This window comes from Erwinia tracheiphila (assembly GCF_021365465.1).
Classification (GTDB): Bacteria; Pseudomonadota; Gammaproteobacteria; order Enterobacterales; family Enterobacteriaceae; genus Erwinia; species Erwinia tracheiphila.
Map to the genome: position 1 here is coordinate 374,714 of NZ_CP089932.1, position 25,297 is coordinate 400,010.

The following is a 25,297-nucleotide window of genomic DNA, read 5'->3' on the forward strand; positions in this document are numbered from 1 at the left end:
GCCCTGCTTAACTTTGCGACCAGTGGCCAATTATTCTGCCGTGGCGCACTACGACAGGGCGGCGAAGCAGGCAGCCCCGGTCGCTGTGCGTGGGTTAAGCTGCCCCGGAAAGCTTGCACGGCTTGCTGGCAGCAAATGCAGGGCACGGATAGCGTTGGCATTCAAGGATACCGGATGCAATGGCTGACCGCATTAAAACATCTGGCCAGTCCAGGGACAATTCACCCGCCATCAAGGCCGGGGATTACCTTTAATTGCGCAACGTATCGATATCAATAACAAAACGATACTTCGCGTCACTTTTCAGCATACGTTCGTAAGCTTCGTTAATTTCGTCCATTCTGATTAGCTCAATATCGGAAGTGAGATTATGCTTGCCGCAAAAATCCAGCATTTCCTGAGTTTCTTTGATTCCGCCAATCAGCGAACCCGCCACGCTACGGCGCTTGAATATCAGATTGAACACCTGCGGTGACGGATGGTCATGCTCCGGTACCCCAACCAGCGTCAGGGTGCCATCGCGACGTAGCAGAGTGATAAACGGATTCAGGTCGTGCGGGACGGCAACGGTATTTACAATCAGGTCAAAGCTGTTCGCATGCGCGGCCATCTGATCCGCATCTTTCGAAATAACGACTTCATGCGCCCCCAGGCGTTTTCCATCTTCAATTTTGGAAGGAGACGTGGTGAACAACACCACATGCGCACCCATGGCATGCGCAATTTTAACCCCCATGTGTCCCAGCCCACCCAGACCGACAATGCCCACTTTTTTACCCGGCCCGGCACCCCAATGATGTAGCGGAGAATAAGTGGTAATGCCCGCACAGAGCAACGGCGCAGCGCCGGCCGGATCGAGATTTTCCGGGACGCGTAACACAAAGTCTTGCGTGACGACAACCTGGGTTGAATAGCCGCCGTACGTGGTCTCACCAGTGATGCGGTCCTGACCGTTATAGGTGCCGGTAAAGCCGTTTTCACAATACTGTTCCAGGTCTTCTTTGCAACTGTCACAGGTACGGCAGGAATCAACCAGACAACCTACGCCGACCAGATCGCCCACGTTGTATTTGTGAACATGGCTACCGATTGCGGTAACACGTCCCACGATTTCATGACCCGGAACGACGGGAAAAACCGTATTTTTCCATTCGTTACGGGCCTGATGGAGGTCCGAGTGGCACACGCCACAAAACAGGACATCAATCTGGACGTCGTGTTCACGGAGTTCACGCGGTTTATATTCAAACGGTGCCAGCTTAGACTGTGCGTCCTGTGCTGCCCAGGCATGAGTGATATTCATGGTTTCTCCAATAATTGATAGTGTTCACAAAGCTTGCCCTGCGGAAGGTATATTGCCTGTAAGCGCCGCTCAACCATCGCCCGGTAGCGTCTTCGAGGGCACCCGCTTCAGTCATCCGAAAAACAGGAACTATAAGGATAGTCAGCCATGTGCAAAAGGAACATAGCGGAATCTGTTTAATTCTCGCCTGATATTGCAAACTTCGGTTTGAAGCCGCTGGAAAAGCGTTGGAAACGGCTGAAAATTTTCGAAAGGCAAACGCAGTACCTGTTGCAGAACGGTTTTGGTTATAATGGATATATTCCAGGCCCTGACTGGCCGGAACGTTGTCTCCGCCAGCAAGACAGCCCGATAAAGTGATGCTATTTCAGCAGCGGTTTCAGGAAGCGGGCCGTGTGTGATGCTTTACATTTTGCCACCGTTTCCGGCGTACCAGAGGCGAGAATCTCTCCGCCGCCACTGCCCCCTTCCGGCCCCAGATCGACAATCCAGTCGGCGGTTTTGATCACATCGAGATTGTGTTCAATCACCACGATAGTATTGCCCTGATCGCGTAGCTGATGCAGGACTTCCAGTAACTGCTGGATATCTGCAAAGTGCAGGCCGGTGGTAGGTTCATCAAGAATATACAGCGTCTGGCCTGTGCCACGCTTCGACAGCTCTCGCGCCAGCTTCACGCGTTGGGCTTCACCGCCGGACAGCGTGGTGGCTGACTGCCCCAGGCGGATATAGGAAAGCCCCACATCCATCATCGTTTGCAGCTTACGCGCCAGCGCAGGAACGGCATCGAAAAATTCCCGTGCCTCTTCAATGGTCATCTCCAGCACTTCGTGAATACTTTTGCCTTTGTACTTAATCTCCAGTGTTTCACGGTTATAGCGTTTGCCCTTGCACTGATCGCACGGGACGTAAATATCCGGCAGAAAGTGCATTTCCACTTTAATCATACCATCGCCCTGGCAAGCTTCGCAGCGACCACCACGCACGTTAAAGCTGAAGCGGCCTGGCGTGTAGCCACGCGTGCGTGATTCAGGAACCCCCGAAAACAGCTCGCGTACCGGGGTAAAAATACCGGTGTAGGTCGCTGGGTTGGAACGGGGGGTACGCCCAATCGGGCTTTGATCGATATCGATAACCTTATCGAAATGCTCCATACCGCTGATGTCGCGATAGGGCGCTGGCTCAATAATGGTGGCACCGTTCAACAGTCTTTGCGCAATCGGAAACAGCGTGTCGTTAATAAGCGTTGATTTACCTGAACCGGAAACGCCAGTAATACAGCTGAACAGGCCAACCGGTAGCGTCAGAGTGACATCCTTCAAATTGTTACCCTTTGCACCAGTGAGCTTCAGCACTTTATTCGGGGCGGCTTTTACTCGCTCCTGTGGAACGGCGATGCTGCGCTTACCGCTGAGGAATTGACCGGTCAGCGAGGCATCCACCGCCATAATGTCATCCACGGTGCCTTCTGCTACCACCTGACCGCCGCGCACACCGGCGCCGGGGCCAATATCGATAACGTGATCCGCCGCGCGGATCGCATCTTCGTCATGCTCAACCACAATGACCGTGTTACCAAGATTACGTAAATGCACCAGTGTTTCCAGCAGGCGCTCATTATCGCGCTGGTGCAGGCCAATAGAAGGCTCATCGAGCACATACATCACCCCAACCAGACCCGCACCGATCTGGCTGGCCAGGCGGATACGCTGTGCTTCACCGCCTGAAAGCGTTTCAGCGGAGCGGGACAGCGAAAGGTAATTCAGGCCGACGTTGACGAGGAACTTCAGCCTGTCGCCAATCTCTTTCAGCACTTTCTCCGCGATTTTTGCCCGCTGACCACTGAGCTTCATCTCCTGAAAAAAGGTCATTGCGTGACCGATACTCATATCAGAGATGGTGGGCAGATTGGTATTTTCAACAAACACATGGCGCGCCTCGCGACGCAGACGAGTGCCTTCACAGCTGGCGCAGGCACGATTGCTGATAAATTTTGCCAGATCTTCCCGTACTGCGGCCGACTCCGTTTCTTTATAACGGCGTTCCATGTTGTGCAGCACACCTTCAAACGGATGCCTGCGAACAGAGGTATCACCGCGATCATTAATGTACTTAAACTCGATATTTTCTTTGCCTGAACCATAAAGGATAACCTTGCGGGTGCTGGCATCCAGCGAAATAAACGGTGTTTCGATATCAAAATTCAGATGTTCGGACAGAGAACACAGCATCTGAAAGTAATAGAAGTTACGGCGATCCCAGCCGCGAATGGCACCCCCGGCCAGAGAAAGATCTGGGTTTTGCACCACGCGCTCGGGATCAAAATATTGCTGCACCCCCAGACCATCGCAGGTTGCGCAGGCGCCAGCCGGATTATTAAAGGAAAACAGACGCGGCTCCAGCTCGCTCATGCTGTAACCACAGACCGGGCAGGCAAAATTAGCGGAGAAAACCAGCTCTTCAGCGCTGGTATCATCCATATCGGCGACTACGACAGTGCCGCCCGAGAGTTCCAGCGCGGTTTCAAATGATTCAGCAAGGCGCTGTTGCAGATCGTCCCGTACCTTAAAACGATCAACCACCACTTCGATGGTGTGCTTTTTTTGCAGCTCAAGTTTTGGCGGATCGGAGAGATCGCAGACTTCACCATCAATACGTGCGCGGATATAGCCCTGGGAGGCGAGGTTTTCCAGGGTTTTGCTGTGTTCTCCTTTACGTTCTTTGATAATGGGGGCCAGCAGCATCAGGCGGCGTCCTTCTGTCAGTGCCAGCACGTTATCCACCATCTGACTAACGGTTTGCGCGGCCAGGGTAACATCGTGTTCCGGGCAGCGGGGTTCACCCACACGGGCAAACAGCAGGCGTAGATAGTCGTGGATTTCGGTGATGGTGCCTACGGTAGAACGCGGATTGTGTGACGTCGATTTCTGCTCGATTGAAATTGCCGGGGACAGCCCTTCAATATGATCAACGTCCGGTTTCTCCATCAGCGAAAGAAACTGGCGCGCATAGGCTGAGAGCGACTCGACGTAGCGGCGCTGACCTTCTGCATAAAGGGTGTCAAACGCCAGTGAGGATTTCCCCGAACCTGACAGGCCGGTGACCACAATCAGTTTGTCGCGAGGGATGATCAGGTTAATGTTTTTCAAATTATGGGTGCGTGCACCCCGAACTTCGATCTTATCCATTCACAATTCCCGGATTAACACAGACCCACCATGCCTGTCTGGCACGGCCAGGATGAAGCCTGTCATTATGGCACAAAAAAAACTGATTGGATATACAGTGTTCTGTCATCTGTTTGAAACCAGGAGGGCTGTTGTTTCGCCGGATTAGTGAAAAATCTACGATCTTCCTTCAATGACTGAAATGAAACATTGCCAGCAGGATCTGCCCTGGTCGATCGCGATCGGAAGATGGGATTTGGTGATATACAGTGTTAGAATTTCTGGCTTAGAATTAACGCAGAACATTTATCGGAGAGGCGAACATGGCCAGCAGAGGCATAAATAAAGTGATCCTGGTAGGCAACCTGGGTCAGGATCCTGAAGTCCGTTACATGCCGAATGGCGGTGCTGTTGCCAATATCACTCTGGCTACCTCTGAAAGCTGGCGTGACAAACAGACTGGTGAAACTAAAGAGAAAACAGAATGGCATCGCGTGGTGCTGTTTGGAAAGCTTGCTGAAGTGGCGGGCGAATATCTGCGCAAAGGTTCTCAGGTTTATATTGAGGGTGCGCTTCAGACGCGTAAATGGACCGATCAGGCAGGCGTTGAGAAATACACCACAGAAGTGGTTGTTAACGTTGGTGGCACCATGCAGATGCTGGGTGGCCGCCAGGGCGGCGGTGCGCAGGCTGGTGGTAATAACCAGGGTAATAATAACGGCTGGGGTCAGCCTCAGCAGCCGCAGGGCGGCAACCAGTTCAGCGGCGGCGGTCAGGCGTCACGGCCACAGTCACAGCAAAACAGCGCACCCATCAGCAATGAACCGCCGATGGATTTTGACGACGATATCCCGTTTTGAGTGGACTGAAAAGCTGCTCGATTACTTGCAGGTGAGAGTCCTGCCACGGTAGTTGGTTAATTTGACCGTGTAGCTATGGCGTACGTGTGGAAGGTGACTGAAACGCGGGAACAGCGCCGGATAAACGTTGTCCCAGCCCCAGACAGTGGGCGCGCGCAAATACACAGCCCGTAACTGACAGTGAACTCAAATCCGCCTCGTAAATGTCAACCATACAACAATGCTGGGAGAGTATGGCGTAGGGTGATTTTGCCGAGCCTCTGGAATGGGGGCGAAGGCCAGTGCAGTCCGATGGATTAATTAACCATGTGAAGTCGGGCCAGGGATCCGGGGTTTTGGAGATAGGATGTGTAGAAAGTGTCGAGCGGAACAGTCGAGACCTCTCCCCATCGTGGGGTAACCCACCACGTAATTGAAGGTATAAGGCGTCCACCGAAATCCGGATAGACGCGGGATAGAGGAGTCGGAGGAGGCCATAGTACTGATGACGGTTGAGACAACAAAACTCAGCCGTAAGGAAGGACCTCTACTTCTGTCAGGCTTTGTGATGCAGGAGGTACTACGTGATTGCGAAAGCTCAAAACACGGCATTTGAAAAGGTACGAGTACTGCAACGCAAGCTATACCTGGCCGCCAAGGCGGATCCGAAACGTAAGTTTGGTGTTCTGTATGACAAGGTATGCAGTAATCAGGTTTTAGGCATGGCATGGACTCAGGTCAGAGCTAACAAAGGTGCGCCGGGCATTGACCGGCTCTCAATCGAACAGGTTGAGAAAGAGATCGGCGTTGGTAATTTCCTGCGGGATATCCAGAAGAAACTTGTTGCGAAACGGTATGCTCCACAGCCTGTACGGAGGGTTTATATCCCGAAGTCAGATGGAAAGGAAAGGCCGCTTGGCATACCCGTTATAGCAGACCGTGTAGTACAGGCAGCAGTAAAGATCGTCATAGAACCGCTGTTCGAAGCGGGCTTTAAAGACTTCTCATATGGCTTCCGACCGCGCAGAAGTGCGCAACAGGCGCTGAGAGAGATCTATAAATGGCTGAACTTTAAATGTCATTGGGGTGGTGGATGCCGATTTGAAGTCGTATTTCGACACTATCCCCCACGACAAACTGCTGCTGTCAGTGAGGATCAGAGTCATTGACCGTCCGGTCATGAAGCTGATTGAAATGTGGTTGAAAGCCGGAGTTATGGGTGAGGTTGGTCAGAAGAGCAGTGATACAGGCACTCCGCAAGGAGGCGTCATATCGCCACTACTGGCAAATCTGTACCTCCACTGGCTTGACCATGTCTGGGAAAAGCAGGGATTTAACCAGCGATGGCATGACGCTCATCTAGTGCGTTATGCCGATGACTTTGTCATTTTGTGCAGAAAGCAACCGAAGTTTTATCTGGCTCAGGCCCAGAGGGTACTGGGTCGGCTTGGGTTAACACTTAACGCAGAGAAGACAAAAGTCGTTAACGCGACTAAATCGCCGTTTGAGTTTCTCGGTCACAGGTTCGCAGTGCAGTCGTCCAAAAAGGACGGAAAGCTGAAAACCTACTATTACCCCTCACCGAAATCAATGAAAACCGTGAAGCGCAAGATCCGCGAAGTCACACATAAAGGTCAGCACTGGGATCTGCCGGTGTTAATCAGAATGAAGATAAATCCAATCCTCAGAGGTTAATGCCGATCATTTAAGGATCGGTTGACCGATCCGGTTTATGGAGCCTGTAATTTAAATTGTGTATCTGCCTGTTTTTGATATCTTCATTTCGATAACGGAGACAGGTAATTATGGACGAAAAAAGACTCAAAGCCCTTGCGGCTGAACTGGCTAAGGGGCTGAAAACCGAAGCCGATCTCAACCAGTTTTCCCGCATGCTGACGAAGCTTACAGTTGAAACTGCGCTCAATGCTGAGCTGACTGACCACATCGGACACGAAAAGAACGCACCCAAAACAGGCTCAAATACCCGCAATGGTTATTCGTCAAAAACGTTGTTGTGCGACGATGGTGAGATTGAAATCAGTACACCACGTGATCGTGAAAGCACCTTCGAACCTCAGCTTATTAAGAAAAATCAGACACGTATTACGCAGATGGACAGTCAGATCCTGTCGTTGTATGCAAAAGGCATGACCACCCGGGAGATTGTCGCCACCTTCAAAGAAATGTACGATGCGGACGTCTCACCCACGCTGATATCGAAAGTCACTGATGCGGTGAAAGAGCAGGTATCTGAGTGGCAAAACCGTCCGCTGGATGCTCTGTATCCCATTGTTTATCTTGACTGTATTGTCGTAAAAGTTCGCCACAGTGGCACTGTAATTAACAAAGCCGTATTCCTTGCTCTGGGTATTAACACCGAAGGCCAGAAAGAATTACTGGGCATGTGGCTCGCAGAAAATGAAGGTGCGAAGTTCTGGCTCAGCGTGCTGACTGAGCTGAAGAATCGAGGTCTCCAGGATATCCTGATTGCCTGCGTGGATGGCCTTAAGGGCTTTCCGGATGCGATAAACAGCGTGTACCCGCAGACGCATATCCAGTTGTGCATTATTCACATGGTACGCAACAGCCTGAAATACGTGTCATGGAAGGACTATAAAGCCGTTACTGGCGGTCTGAAAGCGGTTTATCAGGCTCCGACAGAAGCAGCAGCGCTGATGGCCCTGGATAAGTTCGCTGATGTCTGGGACGACAAATATCCGCAAATCAGCAAAAGCTGGCGTGCACACTGGGAAAATCTCAATACGTTCTTTGGTTATCCACCAGATATACGTAAGGCTATCTACACCACGAATGCCATCGAGTCGCTGAACAGCGTTATCCGGGCAGCGATAAAGAAACGCAAAGTGTTCCCGACAGATGACTCAGTGCGCAAGGTGATATATCTGGCAATCCAGTCGGCCTCGAAAAAATGGAGTATGCCGATCCAGAACTGGCGGCTGGCAATGAGTCGCTTTATTATCGAGTTTGGTGACCGCCTGAGCGATCACCTTTAATACGGTGGCAGATACACAGAATTATTTACAGGGTCGGTTTATGCGGTAAAAAGGGTTCTATGTTCATCATGGAACCCTTTTTAAATGGAACTTTCCCAGGCCCTCGGCATCATCAATGCCGCCACTCCTGAGCGCGCCCGTAGTCTCGCCGACCTTATTCCTCCCGAGCTTATTCAGCAGGCGCTCACCCTGACCGATACCGTTACTTTGCGTAAACGTAAACTTTCCCTCGAATCCATGATTTGGCTTGTCGTTGGGATGTCCATTTTTTGCGATCGTCCGATGACCGAAATCGTCAATCTGATGGATATTACTGACCGGACCGGAGCTCCTTTTACCGCACGCAGCGCTGTCATTCAGCGCCGTAAGACTCTGGGTGAAAATGCAGTGCGGGAGCTTTTTGATATCACACAGCAGCACTGGAATCAGCAGGCTGCACATCCAAAATGGCACGGTCTGAATCTGTTTGCTGTCGACGGCGTGGTCTGGCGTACCGCCGATACGCCGGAAAACAGAGCCGTCTTCAGTAAACACAGCAGCCAGTACGGCGAAGGCGGCTATCCTCAGGTGCGAATGGTTTGTCTGATGGAGCTGAGCAGCCATCTGATCGCCGCCAGTGCATTCGACAGTGAAAAAGTCAGTGAAATGCGGCTGGCTGAGCACCTGACGGAGAAAACCCCGAATAACAGTATCACCCTGTTCGATAAGGGATTTTATTCGATGGGTCTGCTTCATCACTGGCAGACAGCAGGAGAACACCGTCACTGGTTGTTGCCGTTGAAAAAACACGTACAGTATCAGGTGGTTCGCCGTTTGGGGCGTGGAGATGAACTGATATGCCTGAAAACCAGTCCACGAGCCAGGAAGCAATGGCCAGGGGTCCCGGAAGAAATGGTGGCAAGACTGCTGACCCGCAGGGTAGACGGTAAAGAGAGGCAGGTGCTGACGTCACTGACAGACCCGAATCGCTATCCGGGTAAAGATATCAGCGAGCTATATCGCCACCGCTGGGAAACAGAACTGGGCTACCGGGAAGCAAAGCAGGGTATGCTGGACAGCCGGTGGACATTACGCAGTCGCCTGCCGGAGCTGGTGAGACAGGAGCTATGGGGGGTACTGCTGGCTTATAACCTGGTGCGATATCAGATGGTGCAGATGGCGTTCCATCTGAAAGGAGATTACCTGCCTTACCAGCTGAGCTTCAGTGGAGCGATAAGCGAAATAATCCGGATGCTGATAACCCTGCCCTGGGCTTCGCCGGGAAAAATGCCGGGAGAACTGAGAACCCTGTATGAACAGGCGAAATGGCTTGTGTTACCGGGTAGAAGAGAGCGAAGTTACCCGAGAGAGTTGAGGGTAAAGAGCAGGAAATATCCGGATAAAAAGGTTGCTGGTCACCTTAAGTGACCAGCATTATCCTCAGAGGTTGGGGGAACTACTTCAGGATGTGTAATTCCCGGATGCACTTCAGGAGCATTGCAAACTACACGACATGGGCACTTTGCATCATGTTAAGGAAGAAACACAAAAAGCGGGCTAAGGGATAGAGGGACCATCCGCCAAACTGGTTCTACGAGTATCACGGGCTGTTCAAATTATACAGCCTGTCGATAACCGGGAATGAAGTCAGTCGGTATGCACGCCCTGTGACGCCGTAATGTGGCAGGAAGAAGACAGTCGGAAAGCCGTGTGCGGGAAAACCGCATGCACGGTTTGACGAGGGGCCGCTGGGGAGATGACTTCAAACGACCCTGTAAATAATTCTGTGTATCTGCCACCGTATTAAAGGTGATCGCTCAGGCGGTCACCAAACTCGATAATAAAGCGACTCATTGCCAGCCGCCAGTTCTGGATCGGCATACTCCATTTTTTCGAGGCCGACTGGATTGCCAGATATATCACCTTGCGCACTGAGTCATCTGTCGGGAACACTTTGCGTTTCTTTATCGCTGCCCGGATAACGCTGTTCAGCGACTCGATGGCATTCGTGGTGTAGATAGCCTTACGTGTACTAGCTCAGACCTGATCTGACAGTTACCGGTTATTTATACAGGTGTCTGTCAGATTACATCTGGTTCAGATTTTTTTCTGCCCAGACTCGTTTACCATCAAGTAACGTGGCCATTGGCGTACGCCCGCAGCACATTTTTCCCTGATGAGTTCGCTCATTATTGTAATGCCACAACCCGTTGTCCAGATCCGTTTGCAGGCTCTCCAGGTCTTCGTATAACTTCTTACGGAACGTAACCTGATAAAAATCCTGCAAAATAGTTTTATGGAAGCGCTCGCAGATGCCGTTCGTCTGCGGAGACATCGCCTTCGTTTTTGTATGGTCGATATCGTTGATGGCCAGATACAGCTGGTAATCATGCTGCTCCACCTTACCACAGTACTCCGTTCCCCTGTCGGTCAGGATCCTCAGCATCGGCAGTCCCTGAGCCTCGTAGAACGGCAGTACGCGATCATTGAGCAGGTCTGCGGCGGTGATCGGCGTTTTACTCGTATACAGCTTGCAGTGTGCCACTTTCGAGTACGTATCCACGAACGTCTGCTGGTAGATACGACCCACACCTTTCAGATTGCCCACGTAGAAGGTGTCCTGCGACCCGAGATAACCCGGGTGAGCAGTTTCGATTTCTCCGCTGGCCTCGTCATCGTGGGCCTTCTTCTCCAGCGCTGCGATTTGAGCGTCGGTAAGCACGATGCCTTCTCTGGCGACCTTTTCCTCAAGTGCCTTCAGGCGTTTACGGAAGTTCTCCAGGTCGTGCCGTTGCCAGATGGAGCGCACGCCGCTACCGGAGATAAACACGCCTTTTTTACGCAGCTCATTACTGGTCCGGTGTTGCCCGTGGGCCGGGAACTCAACGGCATATTCAACAACAGCGCGTTCAGTGGCTTCGTCGGCGCGGTTCTTCAGGTTGGGGACGCGGCGGTTCTGGTTAATCAGCGCATCGATGCCGCCTTCAGCAGCCAGTTCCTGATAACGGTAAAACGTGTCGCGTGACACGCCCATGATCTTGCAGGCTTTTGATACGTTACCGAGTTCTTCGGCGAGATTGAGCAGGCCGGCTTTGTGTTTGATGATGGGATTGTTAGTATGAATCATGAGAGTTACCTCGCGTTTTGTTTAAGGATTAGACACCCATATCAAAACCGGTAACTCTCAACCTTTCAAGGTCCAGTGTCAGATCAAGTCGCGACTAATACACCTTACGTATATCTGGTGGATAACCAAAGAACGTATTGAGATTTTCCCAGTGTGCACGCCAGCTTTTGCTGATTTGCGGATATTTGTCGTCCCAGACATCAGCGAACTTATCCAGGGCCATCAGCGCTGCTGCTTCTGTCGGAGCCTGATAAACCGCTTTCAGACCGCCAGTAACGGCTTTATAGTCCTTCCATGACACGTATTTCAGGCTGTTGCGTACCATGTGAATAATGCACAACTGGATATGCGTCTGCGGGTACACGCTGTTTATCGCATCCGGAAAGCCCTTAAGGCCATCCACGCAGGCAATCAGGATATCCTGGAGACCTCGATTCTTCAGCTCAGTCAGCACGCTGAGCCAGAACTTCGCACCTTCATTTTCTGCGAGCCACATGCCCAGTAATTCTTTCTGGCCTTCGGTGTTAATACCCAGAGCAAGGAATACGGCTTTGTTAATTACAGTGCCACTGTGGCGAACTTTTACGACAATACAGTCAAGATAAACAATGGGATACAGAGCATCCAGCGGACGGTTTTGCCACTCAGATACCTGCTCTTTCACCGCATCAGTGACTTTCGATATCAGCGTGGGTGAGACGTCCGCATCGTACATTTCTTTGAAGGTGGCGACAATCTCCCGGGTGGTCATGCCTTTTGCATACAACGACAGGATCTGACTGTCCATCTGCGTAATACGTGTCTGATTTTTCTTAATAAGCTGAGGTTCGAAGGTGCTTTCACGATCACGTGGTGTACTGATTTCAATCTCACCATCGTCGCACAACAACGTTTTTGACGAATAACCATTGCGGGTATTTGAGCCTGTTTTGGGTGCGTTCTTTTCGTGTCCGATGTGGTCAGTCAGCTCAGCATTGAGCGCAGTTTCAACTGTAAGCTTCGTCAGCATGCGGGAAAACTGGTTGAGATCGGCTTCGGTTTTCAGCCCCTTAGCCAGTTCAGCCGCAAGGGCTTTGAGTCTTTTTTCGTCCATAATTACCTGTCTCCGTTATCGAAATGAAGATATCAAAAACAGGCAGATACACAATTTAAATTACAGGCTCCTTCAAACCAGAGGCCTACTCTACGATTTGCTGATTCTTATCCTTCAATATTTTCGCCAGTTCATTGTCAATGAGCTGGCGAGTCCCGACGTGCCCTTACAGGGTACTCTCAGAACAGCGTTTAATTGGCCGCGAAGTTCCGATGTTATCAGTTCCTTTACGGTAACATCATTTTTTACAGGCAAAATCAAATAGCTTGTACCGCCCTGTTTTATGCACTTTTACCACTACAATTTGTTACCTCTTATTTCATGCTTTTTATTTAGCTCACCAGCCCGGTTGATTAATTAATCATTTTGGTTGTGTCGCATTAAGGTGGAGTCAAGTAACATACTGTTTTTATTGATGTAGCCTGCCGATGCCTCTGACCCGAGACGCCTTCAAACGACTGCATTATCCCGTCGATATTATTTCTCAGTGTGTTCGCTGGTATCTGGCTTATGCCCTGAGTCTGCGCAATCTGGAGGAAATGATGGCTGAACGAGGGATTGTTGTTGACCATTCCACGCTCCATCGCCGGGCTATCCGTATTGTGCCGCTGGCGCATGGATGAAACCTGTATCACAGTCCGAGGTCAGTGGAAATATCTGTACCGGGCCGTCGATACCGCGGGCAGACCATCGATTTTCTGCTGACCGTCAGACGGGATGCTGCAGCGGCGCTGCGTTTCTTTCGTAAGGCCATCCGCCACCACTGCGAACCTGAGGTGGTGACGATTGATAAAAGTGGCGCTAATACCGCCGCCCTGGTCACGCTCAATGCCGACAAAGCCGCTGAGGAAAGCATCACCGTCAGGCAAAGCAAATATCTTAATAATCTGGTTGAGCAGGATCACCGCAACATCAAACGGCGAACCCGTCCCATGCTGGGATTCAAATCATTCCGGCGGGCCCAGACGATACTGGCAGGCATCGAATTGATTCACATCATACGCAAAGGACAATATCAGCATCCACAAAGTGAGGGATTATCACCTGCGGAACAATTTTATCTGTTGGTTGCCTGAAAAACAGGCAGTTCAGGTTTTTTCGTCCTTTCTCCGTTAATGTGACAGAACCCTGTTTTGTCATCACGGCGTGTCAAATTCAGCCAGCGCCAGCGGAATCAGGTAAGGCTGTTCCTGGCTGTGCACCAGACAGAGCATTAATTAACGGTAACAGTATGATTATTGGGCAACTGGGTGAGGTGCTTGCAGGGCCGATGATCGGTGTCAGCGGTTTGCTTACGGCAAAAATTGATACGGATGAACTGGTGCACGCACGCTATGATTTTGATGTTTCCGGGCATTATTCCCGTCTCGATGTATTTTCATTGACGGTGGGTGAGCGGCCGAAACCGGGCGTGACTTTTTACAAATAGCCAGACGCCCGATAATAAAACAGCAGAAGAACCCCCTGAAAGAATTGTTGCAAGGCTGCTATTATCGCTGGAAACACGTTAGGGGGAGAGACAAGATGGCGGGGATGGTTTTACTGCCCGACGTGATGTGTGATGCCGTGCTGTGGCAGAACATGAGTAATGCGCTTTTGGCTTATGGACCGCTGATTTATGGCGATTTGTCCAAGGACAACTCACTGGAAGAAATGGCGGCCAGAGTACTTTCTCAGACACAGCAGCGCGTGCAACGCTTAGTGCTGATTGCGACGTCCAACCAGCAGAATAGCCCGCAGGCCCGTGCTTTCAAAGTGGCTACGGCAAGCTCGCTGATAAACAGTCATGGCCACTTTTTTGGCCTTGGGCAGAAAACGATACGCCTGTCATTGAGTGAAAAGCATGCCAACGACCCCAATTTGCAATCGCAAATCCATCAAATGAGCCTGGGCATGGGCAAGGATGCATACTGTCGGCAATTGCTGATGGCCCGTGACAGTGACACCCATCTTCTTGAACCAGATCCACCGCCCGGTGCTGGTTATTGCCGCTGCGGAAGACAGGGTGCGTAGCTTGGAGGAGTCACAAATACTGTATGACCATCTGCCTGAGGCTACGCTTGAAATCATCGATGGTTCAGGCCATATGTTACCGCTGGAACAGCCAGCCAGACTGGCGCAATGCCTGTCCCGCTGGCTGGAAAACACGCCCGGATAAAAAGTTACTAAAAAAATGCAGAAATCCGCTCAAAAAATGACATGAAAGGGTAAATTAGCAGGGTTTTAGCATACAAAGTATGGATGCACCCTGTCTGCTACCAAAAGAATTTATCGGGAAGAGATGGTACTAATGAAAAAATGGTTACTGGCGCTGTGCATAGCGCTGCTTGCTTTGCACGCCGGAGCGGCGGAACAGAATAGTGATCCTCAGACCACCAGCAAAAACTTCTACAGTTGGTATCTCAGCGCACTGAACAAAGAAGAAAGCCCCATTGATGAGCACGATCCCGTATTGAACGAGTATGTTACGCCGCAGTTGCTGCAAAAAATCTATGTGTTGATCAAAAGCCCTGACGGTATGGACGACGACTATTTTTTGCAGGATCAGGATTACAGCGATTCGTGGATAGACCATGTTAGCGTCAGCCGCTTCACGATTGATGGCGACACTGCATCGGTTTATGTCACCCTAGGTAACGACCCCGAAGATCGCCAGCTATTGCTGGTCACTCTCCATCGGGAGCGGGGAGTATGGAAGATAGACGATGTTGCCAAAGAAAATCTGCACGTCGATTAGGCGTGCCCGAAAAACTGTTCTTTCAATATATCCAGCAGCTCATAGCGTTTTCGGTATTCTGACCGTTTTTTGCTGAGGATGCTCTCCAGCGGCTTACGTGGAAATTCCAGTGGGATTTCATACAACGCAGCGGATAGCGGTTTGGCATTCAGCGTTTCCCAGAATTCATTATAGCTGGCGAGAAACAGGTTCTTTTTCTTCAGTCGATAACGCAGGCGGTCTGGATCTCTTCCACGCCTGTTGCCTGACAGAATAACTGCAGGGTTTCCATCAGTAGCCGCTTGGGAAACAAACCATAGCAGGCTTTAGTCGCTTCGCGGATAAGCTCATGGGGGTATCCCTGTGAGCCCCCCGGATTCCGCCGATCACCATCACGTGCCTGACGTTTAGCCGCGTGACGCTAAACGTCAGCATCGCCAGTTTTATGCCTGATGCGCTGATAAAAAGATTAACTTCGCCTTCGCAGCGGCCGGTGCAGGCCAGCGTGATATTGAAAGGTTCACCATTCCTGCCAGTAAACTGCAATACTTCCATTCCTTGCGTCGTCAGCATGGCTTGCTGGGGACGAAACCATGACAGATTCTTAATGAAACCGTAGTGATCGATCACCGACTGTACACGTTATATCATCGGCATCACGCCATATAAATAATGTCGGTGAATCTTACTGGGCAAGGTGTGTTGGATTGTCAGAATTGAACGCATGATGGGATCAGCGAACGTACCAGATATTTAATGCGATATTTACGGTCATACCACAATTTCCCCGGCTTCAATCTGCCGGAAATCAGGGAGAGGAAAAAAGTGAAACTGCTTTCCTGCTGAGGCAATAGAGTGGTATGAGACATGTTAAATTCCTGGTGAAGAAAAAGCCAGTGAAGCACTTCAATCTTCAACGCCAGATAAATATCTCTGCGGCAATATAAGACCATTACGATCAGTTTACGAGGTGTTTAACTTTCAAGAGATTAAACACAAGTTATTATTTTGTTTCATTATGAAGATATCGCGTGTTGTCACTAAACCGCGTGATTTTGTGATGGTTAATTTTTGTAGTTTGTAGCGGCCGCGTGGCAAAAAATAATCATCAGAAATGGACTGGCAGCAGGTCTGTCCTGGCGGTTCTCTTCTGGCCTGGCTCTATTCTGTGATTTTTAGCAATACGGGCGATGCTGTCAGCTTCGCTCCGGAATTTTCACCAGATAAAACGGGTACGCTTACAATATATAAATGTGGCGTAATTATGATGACGAATAGCCTTTTGCTCCGTTACTCCGTTGCAAGGATACAGGCTGGATACGTTCTTTGTGCCCGACTGTGATGGATCGCTGTTCCCTCTGCCGGGAAGCTGTGCTTTTTGGGCAGATTGCTTATCCAGCATCTGTTACGTCTCGCATTGTGTAAGGAAATATTGCTATGGCGAAAGGCCTGGGGTTATTAAGCGTGCTGGTACTGCTGGAAAATTTTTATCATGCGTGTATTGGTTCATGGTTAGGAAACTGAATCATCGTTTTAAAAATTTCCTGACCATGAGCAGCAGTGTCTGTAATGCAGTAATGATGTGCCATCGGGAACGTTATGGTCATAAAATGGCATTTGCGGCGCGTTTTTAACCTGAAAGCTGTTTTTCAGACGCACTTATCCCGCAGTCTGTGCCAGAAGCCATCGTTTCCGGTCGATGTTATGCAGTCTTTCTGCCACCAACTCCGACGCGTGCCTCCCGGCCTGCGCACTGCTGAAGCGCAGTCGGTTGCCGCACAGAATGCATTTGTACGGATCCGTGCGCAGAAATTCTTTCATCAGCGCGGCGAAGCCGGGCTTCTCCGGTTTTTTCCGCGCTTCCATCTCCAGGGCTTCATACACCTTCGGCAGCAGGCTACCCCGTTTACGGTTTGATAAAAAACCGTAATAACGCACCATCTTAAAATGCTTCGCCGGGATATGGCTGATATAACGTCCGATCATATCTTCCTGCGTCAGCGTCTGCTGCCGGTACTGCTGCGTACGGTGGTCGTAATAGTGGTGCACCACCGCGCCGCCGCTGTAGTGCCTCAGCTTCGCCGCCGACACGGGGGGCCGTTTCAGGTACCGGCCCAGATATTTGACGCTCCGCCAGGCCCCCCGGGTCTTCTTCGCGAAGTGGACCTTCCAGCGGCGCCCGTACTGCGCCTGCAGATAGCGCAGCCACTGTTTTTTGTCGTGGATATGCCCCAGCCCCGGCAGCCTGCCGGGGTTAATCAGGTCATAGCTGTGGCGCAGCAGCCGGATGACGGCTCCGCGCCAGATTTCCTCCACGGCATGCTTTTTAAAGAAGAGGTCGCGCCATACGCCGTGTTTAATATCAAGCCCGCCGCGGGTGACGGAGAGATGAATGTGGGGATGCTGGTTGAGCTGGCGACCGTAGGTGTGCAGGGCGCAGAAGATACCGACTTCCACACCCTGTTTTCTGGCCCAGCGGAGCATGGCGCGGGTGGCTGCGCGGAACAGGGCATTGAGCAGAGGCCAGTTATTGTTGAAAAAGGGCCACAGCAGATGGGGCATGGTGAAGGTGATATGCTGCCAGTCGCAGTCGGGCAGAATTTGCTGTTGCTCTGTAATCCACTGCTCCGTGGCCTTATGTCCGCAGGAGCTGCAGCCTTTTGATTTACAGGTCTGGCAGAAGAAGCGGGTGTGGGTGCAGTCCGGGGAGGCGCAGCAGTATCGCTTCACCCCCATGGCAGCAGTGCCGCAGGCGAGCATGCGCTCGACGCAGAGTACGGTCCAGGGGCTGAGGGTGTCCCCGTGTTTATCCATATACCGGTTCCAGGCGTCATCAGTGGTGAACAGCAGTTTTGCCGGGCGCGGGATATACATGCGGCGGATTATCGCTCTGCAGTGGCACCGGTATTATAGTGCCAGTCGTCACAGTCATCGGCCCAGTTGTCGGTGTGTTTATCCCAGGGAGCGAAGGTCACCGGCAGCATGCCGGATTCTGTGGCGATAATAAACACATCGGCTGGCATGGACTCAAGGACGACATCGCCGTCGGGTGAGTCAGGCGGCTCAAAGCCGCGGATGATGCAGACGAGAGGCGGGTCGAAGTGTGTATCGAGGAAAAACTGTGGCCCCAGGTGGACACAGTGACGAATGGCATCCTGCGGAGTGTCGTAAAAAACTCGTCGGGGTCGTCATAATCGCTCCGGGGCGGAATGGACACCAGAAAACGCTTAGGATATCCGGGTATAGCGCGTCGGGACGAGGGCGTGGGTTTACGCTTTCTGGGGGCTTTGCTACGGGCCATGTGAATGATTTCCTGAGAAATTAACATACCGCAGAGTATAAAGCTGTGAGCCGGTCATGAACACCCTCGGAACGGCAGAGCCGTGACGCTCGCCCTGTAAGGGCGCTATGTTCTCTCCAGACTCGCCGCAGGCTGCCGCGACAATGAGCATAGATCTTTTGTTTGCGCCTGTAGAGCGCCGTTTACCGTGAGGTACTGATTTTTCTGGCTGTGGTCAGCTTACATCAGGGCAATGTGGTGAAATGCGACACAGTTAACCGGTATGGTGGTTCGTTTAGTCAGTAAGTCGGTACTTTTTTGGTAACCGACATGATGATTAGCTGGACGTGGTATTTTCCGGGAAATATCTGATGATGATCTGAACACATCGCCACCAAAGCCAGCGGTGAGACATCCTCTGGCGATCCTGTATCTCTTTTTATTCGCCTTTATTTGCACTTCAGCTGGTCTGATTTTATTTTGCTACAGGGTGGCATCCGGTGATTTGTATCATCGCTTGCCAGCGCTGTCAGAGAGCGCTTTGGTGCTAAATACCTCAATAAAAAGTGAAAAGGGTGGTTGCAAAATAGCGGTCATCAAATAAGCAAAGCAGGTTGATGGTGTTGGTGACAAACAAAAATTGGGACTTTCTTCATCCGGTTTTTAAGGTTTATGCCACGTTTTTTGCGATTGATGCCGTTGTTATGGATTGCCTCAGGGGGATATCTTGCTGCCACAGTCTGTGATTGTTCCGCTATAAGAACAATCGCTAATGCCATTCATCACTTTTTTAATACAATCAATCGGTATTTCTTATTTCTACCGAGGAAGTAATTGGCATGGCCTCTGACCTGTTAAACCACCTGTAACTCAAAAAATTTATCGATATTCTGATTAATACTGGTCGCGAGTAAATTCGGAAACATTAATACTGCATGTGTAATTAACTCAAGATTGTTCAATCAGTTGGGGAAAGCTAAAGAAAGGTTAAGTTTTTTTCTTAATCGTTCACTGGCGAATGATACAGGTTGGTGATGGGAGCACGAGAGTAAGTGAACAACGTACTTATAATAGCACGACAATGAATAGAATGTAAATATTTTCTGAGGTAAATGCCTGCTCCTCTGTATTAAATTAACTCAAAAAAAGGGATTGATGAAACTAATCGTCAGCGTCACTAATGAAGTAACAGACGTATCTTTCTCTATGTGGGAGAAAGATACGTCTGTATTCATTTGATGTTAAAGACTAATTTTGATGGATCTTTTGCCGCGAACCCTGATGAGTTCGGGTTTAATGATTAGAAAATCAGAAAATATGTCGACCAGGAGTAGAACCAGACTCCCGTACAAAAAGCGGAGTATTTATAGTTTACTAATAAAGAAGACATTAATTTCTTCTGCTGTTAGTGATTTTCCAGATTGTAGGGATAGTGATAAACGCTGCGACTAATATCCATTAAACGGCAGCTACGTCTGGTACCGATTTCATAAGTTTCCTGCAGGAAATTAACCGCCTGACGCTTCTCATTTGTTGTAAAGAAGTTTTTCATTACGCTTTGCAACATCTCTTTATCAGATGTCAGCATTTGTAATTCTCGTTCCATGGTGTGAACCTTATCCTCTAAGTTTTTGATTTTTCTTCCTTCTTCAGAGAAAAGCCCAGAGTATTTCTTTTTCCAGCTATAAAAAGTTGCTTCGGATATTCCCAGTTCTTCACAAATCTCTTTCACTTTAACGCCGCACTCAGATGCTTTAATCGCACTGGTTATTTGCTCTTCGGTATATCGTGACTTTCTCATAGATGCTATTACCTTTCTTAACTATAATGTGACGAGAACAATTTCACTAATTAGTGGATCTAAATAATCCGTAAATTATGTCAGCCTTGTTAAGTATGCGATTTGAATGTAATGCTTTACGTTAAGGTATTATGAAGAAATATCATCATGGGATTTCTCCTATTTTAATTACCCTGGTGCCAGCTGACTTTCGATATTTTGTTTTTTGTTATAAATTCGTTTCATCTCATCAGATACAGGTGACAGGTAATTAAGAATAATCCCGAGTATAAATCTCAGTGCCAGGATAATTATTAGTTCTGTTCTGTTTTTTCATTTTCGTTTAATTAAGTCCAGTGCTGATCGGAATATTCCTGAATAAGGTACGCTGTATCAATAAATTCCTAAAATAATCGTGGCTTAGTTTTATTTGCACAAAAAAGAAATTTCAGATCCGTTTTTTAAGCAAGGCTTCCCTTCCATACACGGATGTACTGAGTTCGGCATTAGGTTAAGTACTACAAAGGATGCTCTAATGAGATACAGTGTTTTATCAAACGCCGCTTGGATGATGTCTGAAAAAGTGGTGTCAGTCTTTAGCGTGATATTTGTGACATCTTATGTTGCTAAATCCTTTGGCCCAGTGATATTCGGACAAATAGCATTCTCTGCCTCTCTTTTTTCGATTATTCAGACAATCGCTATTTTCGGTACTGAAACTATTTTATTCAAGAATATTAGTAAGAGCACAACCAGAGGAATAAGGCTAATGGCTGTCGCTACACAGCTACGCATAACATTGTTATTATCACTGTCCGTACCGATATTAATTTATATCTGGATTACCATGCGAGAGAATTTTCTAATCTTTGCTGTAGCGTCTTTTTTATCTGCAATTTTTGTTACTCAGGACATTTTTAGCGTTTATAATAATGCCAGGCTGGCGTCACGTATGAACACCTTCGCAAATTCAATGGGGATGGTGTTCAGCTTTGCCTTAAGTTACAGCATCGTGTGGTTCAGACTCAGTCCACTCTGGCTGTCTCTTTCGATCATTTCCGTAACGTTTTTGCCTTACCTGATTAAGCGCAACATGTTTTATCAGGCTAACAGCATCAGCCCGCCACCGAAGCGCAGGCAGCGTAGCTACCTGCGCCATTTGTTCCAGGCTGGTTTACCGCTGGCAATATCCAGCGTATTTATTGCTGTTCAGGTAAAACTGGCACAGTTTTTTTTAGTCGGTGTGGGGTCTGCGCACCAGCTTGGGTTGTTTACCGCAGCAAACACTATTTCGACCTCCTGGATTTTTATCCCTGCGGCAATTATTACGTCGAGCTTTGCTGAAATTTTCAGGGAGCGCACGGATATTGCGGAGAAGTTGACTGCAAGACTTTATGGCTACGTGATGGCAATATCGTTGCTGATGCTTCTCGTGGTGGCCTTATTTGGCAAGTACCTGATTAGTAAGCTTTATGGACAAGACTATGCAGAATCGGTAAGTCTTGTGACGTTGTTGTCTGTGGCAACCTGCTTTTCTGCCATGGGAACTATTGCTTACCGTTATATGATCAAAGAGGGTGGTTTTAATTATCTGCTGGTGAAAATTGTGTTTTTGGTGACGATTAGCGTAATGACCAATTGGTATTTCATACGCTGCTGGGGTTTAACAGGTGCTGCCTGGAGCGTTCTGATTACTGAGTTATTATCTCTCACCGTAATGAATTATTTCTTTAAGAATGGTGTTATTCTTAAAATACAGCTGTCCTCACTCAACTACAAAACATACAAACTGAGGCAAAAATGTTGAAATTCAAAATAAAATTGAGAAAAAGCGTATTGTATTTTTTTAAGAAAATACCGTGGATTTATCAGGACCGGGTCTATTATTTTCGGAAATTTAAAAAATTGCCAAATATTAATCAACCCAGGTTATTTAACGAGAAAATCCTTTATCGTAAATTTGTCACTGGCGATCATGCTCGTTATGGCATTCTTTCAGACAAAATTTTAGTCAGAGACTATTTTGCGAAAAAAATAGGGGGTAAGTACCTGATTCCATTTATTCATGAGACATCACAGCCTGATACATTGTTTAAACTTGAATCACTTAAAAATACCGTTGTTAAATCTAATCATGGCTCAGGAATGGTGGAAATTTTGTTAGACGAACCGGATTACAGTCAAAAAAAGATGCTGATAAAAAAATGCAAAGACTGGCTGAATCGTGACTTTTCATTGGAGGCACGCGAGATCCATTATCGTTATATCAAACCGCGCATTCTGGTTGAGCAATACATTGGCGAGGGTAAATTAGCGGCAGTGGACTATAAATTTCATATGTTCAATAAGAAGGACGGTAATTTTGAGTATGTGTTACAGGTGATTTATAACCGAGTGGGGGACGCTCCCCTGTCGATGAGTTTTTATGTTAATAATCTGAAATACTGCTTTTACAAAATACGTGATACCGGCTTTGATATCAGCAGCGAATTACCGACGCTGGAGAAAGCATTGGAACTGAGTAAAAAACTGGCGAGTGATTTCGATTATGTGCGCGTGGATTGGTACATTAATGAAGGCCAGGTTTACTTTGGCGAGCTTACCTTTACCCCTGGCGCGGGTCTGGTTACCGGGCTGGATCAAGGGCTGAACGAAATCATGGGCAATATGTGGGTGCAGGACTGCAAGCCCCAGAAGGCTGAAAGGAAAGTCGAACATATGGCGGGTTTGCCAGTGGCAATGAAAAAGATGTAACGATATGCCGCTGAGCTCTGCCGCCTTCCGAAGCAGACGGCAGAGAATTTTTTATGGCATGGGGTAGTCTGTTGGCGTGTGACTCATTACGCCCACAAATACATCTTTAGTAACCTGCCAGAAATAGAGCATATTTTCCATGCTCAAACTTATCCCTAAAAGACCGATGACAAACCAGCATGACATGCCGATCCCGATGCCTGTGGATACAGGCGACATTTCAGGTTGCAAGTACTGGCCAGAAACATCATTACTGCACTGACCAGCCTCATATCATTAATACCAGGCTGGCGGTTATAGTAGCCATATCTTTAAAAAACTCCGCAATAAATTAGGTCTGGCAATGCAATCTCATCAAAATCGGGATCAAATCTTGCCAGGCGTACTCTTCATCTGCATTGAATACAGAATGATAAAAGTGTGATTAATGTCACATTGTGTCATCCGTCAGAAAAAATTGACCGCTTTTCAGCATAACTGGATGGTTTTTACTTCAACAGGAAAGAGTAACTGTTATGCTTTTTCTATAAGACGTCGGACAACAACGTGCAGTCGGTGCATTGATCTGCGTTCAACCCGAGTACGCCAGGACTTATATCAGTGAGCAGACGCGGTGGCGCATTGAGTGACGACAGGCTGTGGGCGTCATTGAAAACTGTCGACGGAATACTCTGGAGAAGGTCTGCCGCGATTCATAACCGTACTGCATGGCGATATCAAAAACCGGACGCTGAGTCTGGCGTAATGCTTTCGCGGCGAGCGTCAAACGGCGGTCACGAATATACTCCCCCAGTGTCTGACGTGTCACCGTGCGAAACATCCGCTGTAAATGCCATTTCGAATAGCCTGATTTAGCGGCTACGCTTTCGATAGAAAGTGCTTTACCCAGATTGCTGTCAATCCAGGTGGTGAGTGTGTTGATGATGTCGTCATGCATACATTGTTTTCTCCCCTGTTGTGACAGCTGGGTTGGTGGTCATGGAATAACGATGCGTTTTTATTTCATCTTCTCAACGGCTGCTGAGTATAATTCCTCAAGTTAACTTGAGGTAAAGCAGAAAGATGAAAAAAACATCATTCCCTGAACAAGCGTGAACTGACACCCGGTGATGTTTCCCAACGCTGTGGTGTAGCTGTTTCTGCATTGCATTTCTATGAAAGCAAAGGGTTGATTAGCAGCTTCAGAAATGCTGGCAATCAGCGGCGTTATCACCGCGATGTCCTCCGGTAGGTCGCCATTATCAAAATTGCCCAGCGCATCGGCATCCCACTTGCCACCATTGGTGGGCACCGGATGCAATTTCCCGCAGGTAAGCGTAAGCCGCCAGAAGAATGGGCGGTGCTTTCCAGTAAGTGGCGGGAGGAACTGGAAAATCGCATCACGACATTAACCCGTCTGCGAGACGATCTGGACGGCTGCATCGGCTGTGGCTGCCTGTCAATGGCCGACTGCCCGCTGCGTAACCCTGATGATCGCCTCAGCGAACGCGGTATCGGTGCTATCCTGCCGGAGCCTACACGAGAGTAACCGTGTCTATACTGAAAGCACTTTATTCACACAAGGACCCGTTATGATCACCGTTCACCACCTGAATAACTCCCGCTCGCAGCGTGTGTTGTGGATGCTTGAAGAGCTTGAACTCCCTTATCAAATCAAACAATACCAGCGTGAAAACAACATGCTGGCACCTCAGGCGCTAAAGCAGATTTATCCTTTGGGTAAATCCCCGATTATCACCGATGGCAACCGCACCATTGCGGAGTCCGGCGCTATCCTTGAATACCTTCAGGAACGCTATGACAGTGAAAATCGATTTACCCTTGATGATGAAGAGGCCCGTCTGCAAGCTCGCTACTGGCTGCATTATGCGGAAGGATCGCTCATGCCTCTGCTGGTGATGAAGCTCATTTTTAGCCGTCTTGGTAAGCCCCCGGTGCCTTGGCTGTTGCGTCCAGTGGGAGGAGCATTTGGCAAAGGCGTGCAAAAAGGCTATCTGGACAAGCAACTCGCCACGCATCGTGGTTTTATCGAACAGCATCTGGCGCAGAATGAATGGTTTGCCGGTTCTCCATTCAGCATTGCGGATGTACAAATGAGCTTCCCGTTGCAGGCGCTTGCCAGCCGTGGTGGTGCAGCGAACAGCCCTGCTATTTCAGCATGGCTGGATAAAGTGAAGCATCGCGCGGCCTGGCAGCGGGCGATAAATAAGGGCGGAGAAATCAGCCTCGAGTAAGGCGTACTGCT

At 49.1% G+C, this 25,297-nt stretch carries 20 protein-coding genes and 7 pseudogenes; 15 read left to right on the forward strand and 12 right to left on the reverse strand.

Annotation, left to right across the window (positions count from 1 at the left end; all coding sequences use genetic code 11):
- Positions 1–250 precede the first annotated feature (250 nt).
- The gene (locus tag LU633_RS01870; protein ID WP_020322986.1) at positions 251–1,303 is read right to left on the reverse strand and encodes an NAD(P)-dependent alcohol dehydrogenase; all 1,053 of its coding nucleotides are present in this window, start codon (positions 1,301–1,303) and stop codon (positions 251–253) included.
- 362 nt (positions 1,304–1,665) lie between these two features.
- Positions 1,666–4,491 (reverse strand): excinuclease ABC subunit UvrA, encoded by a 2,826-nt coding sequence (gene uvrA, locus LU633_RS01875; protein ID WP_020322985.1) that lies wholly within the window; start codon positions 4,489–4,491, stop codon positions 1,666–1,668.
- 302 nt (positions 4,492–4,793) lie between these two features.
- Between uvrA and ssb1 the strand changes: the two genes are divergently transcribed.
- The 6 genes from ssb1 (at position 4,794) to LU633_RS26060 (ending at position 9,870) form a co-directional block, all read left to right on the forward strand.
- Positions 4,794–5,330 carry a single-stranded DNA-binding protein SSB1 gene (ssb1, locus tag LU633_RS01880; RefSeq protein WP_020322984.1) on the forward strand — a complete coding sequence of 179 codons (537 nt, stop codon included), beginning with the start codon at positions 4,794–4,796 and terminating at the stop codon, positions 5,328–5,330.
- 563 nt (positions 5,331–5,893) lie between these two features.
- Positions 5,894–6,478, forward strand: a complete 585-nt coding sequence (locus LU633_RS25680; RefSeq protein ID WP_020322983.1) for a reverse transcriptase domain-containing protein — start codon at positions 5,894–5,896, stop codon at positions 6,476–6,478.
- On the forward strand, positions 6,411–7,004 hold the full coding sequence (locus LU633_RS25685; RefSeq protein WP_198292518.1) for a reverse transcriptase domain-containing protein: 594 nt from the start codon (positions 6,411–6,413) through the stop codon (positions 7,002–7,004). The genes LU633_RS25680 and LU633_RS25685 overlap by 68 nt, the downstream gene beginning before the upstream one ends.
- Before the next feature lie 110 nt (positions 7,005–7,114).
- Entirely contained in the window at positions 7,115–8,323 is a 1,209-nt protein-coding gene (locus LU633_RS01890; RefSeq protein ID WP_046371917.1) for an IS256 family transposase, read from the forward strand.
- 84 nt (positions 8,324–8,407) lie between these two features.
- A complete protein-coding gene (locus LU633_RS01895) occupies positions 8,408–9,730 on the forward strand; it encodes an IS4 family transposase (RefSeq protein WP_046371900.1) in 1,323 nt (440 codons plus the stop codon).
- Between the two features lie 53 nt (positions 9,731–9,783).
- Positions 9,784–9,870, forward strand: a complete 87-nt coding sequence (locus LU633_RS26060; RefSeq protein ID WP_407647024.1) for a hypothetical protein — start codon at positions 9,784–9,786, stop codon at positions 9,868–9,870.
- 235 nt (positions 9,871–10,105) lie between these two features.
- Here LU633_RS26060 and LU633_RS01900 read toward each other — a convergent pair.
- The 3 genes and pseudogenes from LU633_RS01900 to LU633_RS01910 all read right to left on the reverse strand — a co-directional run.
- Positions 10,106–10,330, reverse strand: a pseudogene (locus LU633_RS01900) (transposase); the annotation flags it as partial.
- 58 nt (positions 10,331–10,388) lie between these two features.
- A complete protein-coding gene (locus LU633_RS01905; RefSeq protein ID WP_046371791.1) occupies positions 10,389–11,429 on the reverse strand; it encodes an IS481 family transposase in 1,041 nt (346 codons plus the stop codon).
- A 103-nt stretch (positions 11,430–11,532) separates the two neighbouring features.
- A pseudogene (locus LU633_RS01910) lies at positions 11,533–12,522 on the reverse strand (IS256 family transposase); the annotation flags it as partial.
- Positions 12,523–12,950: 428 nt separating this feature from the next.
- Between LU633_RS01910 and LU633_RS01915 the strand changes: the two are divergent.
- The 5 genes and pseudogenes from LU633_RS01915 (at position 12,951) to LU633_RS01935 (ending at position 15,259) form a co-directional block, all read left to right on the forward strand.
- A pseudogene (locus tag LU633_RS01915) lies at positions 12,951–13,598 on the forward strand (IS6 family transposase).
- 155 nt (positions 13,599–13,753) lie between these two features.
- Complete coding sequence (locus tag LU633_RS01920) at positions 13,754–13,951, forward strand: amidohydrolase (RefSeq protein ID WP_020322980.1); 198 nt, start codon at positions 13,754–13,756, stop codon at positions 13,949–13,951.
- A 95-nt stretch (positions 13,952–14,046) separates the two neighbouring features.
- On the forward strand, positions 14,047–14,535 hold the full coding sequence (locus LU633_RS01925) for a hypothetical protein (protein WP_051124368.1): 489 nt from the start codon (positions 14,047–14,049) through the stop codon (positions 14,533–14,535).
- Positions 14,528–14,680 (forward strand): alpha/beta fold hydrolase, encoded by a 153-nt coding sequence (locus tag LU633_RS01930; RefSeq protein ID WP_161796994.1) that lies wholly within the window; start codon positions 14,528–14,530, stop codon positions 14,678–14,680. The genes LU633_RS01925 and LU633_RS01930 overlap by 8 nt, the downstream gene beginning before the upstream one ends.
- Positions 14,681–14,812: 132 nt before the next feature.
- Entirely contained in the window at positions 14,813–15,259 is a 447-nt protein-coding gene (locus LU633_RS01935) for a DUF3828 domain-containing protein (protein ID WP_020322979.1), read from the forward strand.
- Here the strand turns inward: LU633_RS01935 and LU633_RS25690 are convergent.
- The 5 genes and pseudogenes from LU633_RS25690 to LU633_RS01960 form a co-directional block, all read right to left on the reverse strand.
- Complete coding sequence (locus LU633_RS25690) at positions 15,256–15,561, reverse strand: DUF535 family protein (RefSeq protein WP_407647025.1); 306 nt, start codon at positions 15,559–15,561, stop codon at positions 15,256–15,258. The two genes, LU633_RS01935 and LU633_RS25690, sit on opposite strands and share 4 nt — an antisense overlap.
- Positions 15,459–15,868 (reverse strand): annotated as a pseudogene (locus LU633_RS01945) (DUF535 family protein). Before LU633_RS01945 ends, LU633_RS25690 begins: the two are co-directional and overlap by 103 nt.
- Positions 15,869–16,897: 1,029 nt before the next feature.
- Complete coding sequence (locus LU633_RS01950) at positions 16,898–18,112, reverse strand: IS91 family transposase (protein WP_046371879.1); 1,215 nt, start codon at positions 18,110–18,112, stop codon at positions 16,898–16,900.
- Positions 18,113–18,120: 8 nt separating this feature from the next.
- Positions 18,121–18,261: a hypothetical protein gene (locus tag LU633_RS01955; RefSeq protein WP_161796965.1), complete on the reverse strand. Its 141-nt coding sequence runs from the start codon at positions 18,259–18,261 to the stop codon at positions 18,121–18,123.
- Positions 18,262–19,923: 1,662 nt separating this feature from the next.
- Positions 19,924–20,319: an IS3 family transposase gene (locus LU633_RS01960; RefSeq protein WP_020322977.1), complete on the reverse strand. Its 396-nt coding sequence runs from the start codon at positions 20,317–20,319 to the stop codon at positions 19,924–19,926.
- A gap of 514 nt (positions 20,320–20,833) precedes the next feature.
- Here LU633_RS01960 and LU633_RS01965 point away from each other — a divergent pair.
- A complete protein-coding gene (locus tag LU633_RS01965; protein ID WP_040465459.1) occupies positions 20,834–22,105 on the forward strand; it encodes an MATE family efflux transporter in 1,272 nt (423 codons plus the stop codon).
- Positions 22,099–23,052 carry an ATP-grasp fold amidoligase family protein gene (locus LU633_RS01970; RefSeq protein ID WP_020322975.1) on the forward strand — a complete coding sequence of 318 codons (954 nt, stop codon included), beginning with the start codon at positions 22,099–22,101 and terminating at the stop codon, positions 23,050–23,052. Before LU633_RS01965 ends, LU633_RS01970 begins: the two co-directional genes overlap by 7 nt.
- Before the next feature lie 51 nt (positions 23,053–23,103).
- Here LU633_RS01970 and LU633_RS01975 read toward each other — a convergent pair.
- Both LU633_RS01975 and soxS read right to left on the reverse strand, forming a co-directional pair.
- Positions 23,104–23,359, reverse strand: a pseudogene (locus LU633_RS01975) (YjcB family protein).
- A 303-nt stretch (positions 23,360–23,662) separates the two neighbouring features.
- A pseudogene (gene soxS / locus LU633_RS01980) lies at positions 23,663–23,989 on the reverse strand (superoxide response transcriptional regulator SoxS); the annotation flags it as partial.
- 144 nt (positions 23,990–24,133) lie between these two features.
- Here soxS and soxR point away from each other — a divergent pair.
- Both soxR and LU633_RS01990 read left to right on the forward strand, forming a co-directional pair.
- Positions 24,134–24,580, forward strand: a pseudogene (gene soxR / locus LU633_RS01985) (redox-sensitive transcriptional activator SoxR).
- Positions 24,581–24,623: 43 nt separating this feature from the next.
- Positions 24,624–25,286 carry a glutathione S-transferase family protein gene (locus tag LU633_RS01990; protein WP_020322971.1) on the forward strand — a complete coding sequence of 221 codons (663 nt, stop codon included), beginning with the start codon at positions 24,624–24,626 and terminating at the stop codon, positions 25,284–25,286.
- Positions 25,287–25,297 lie beyond the last annotated feature (11 nt).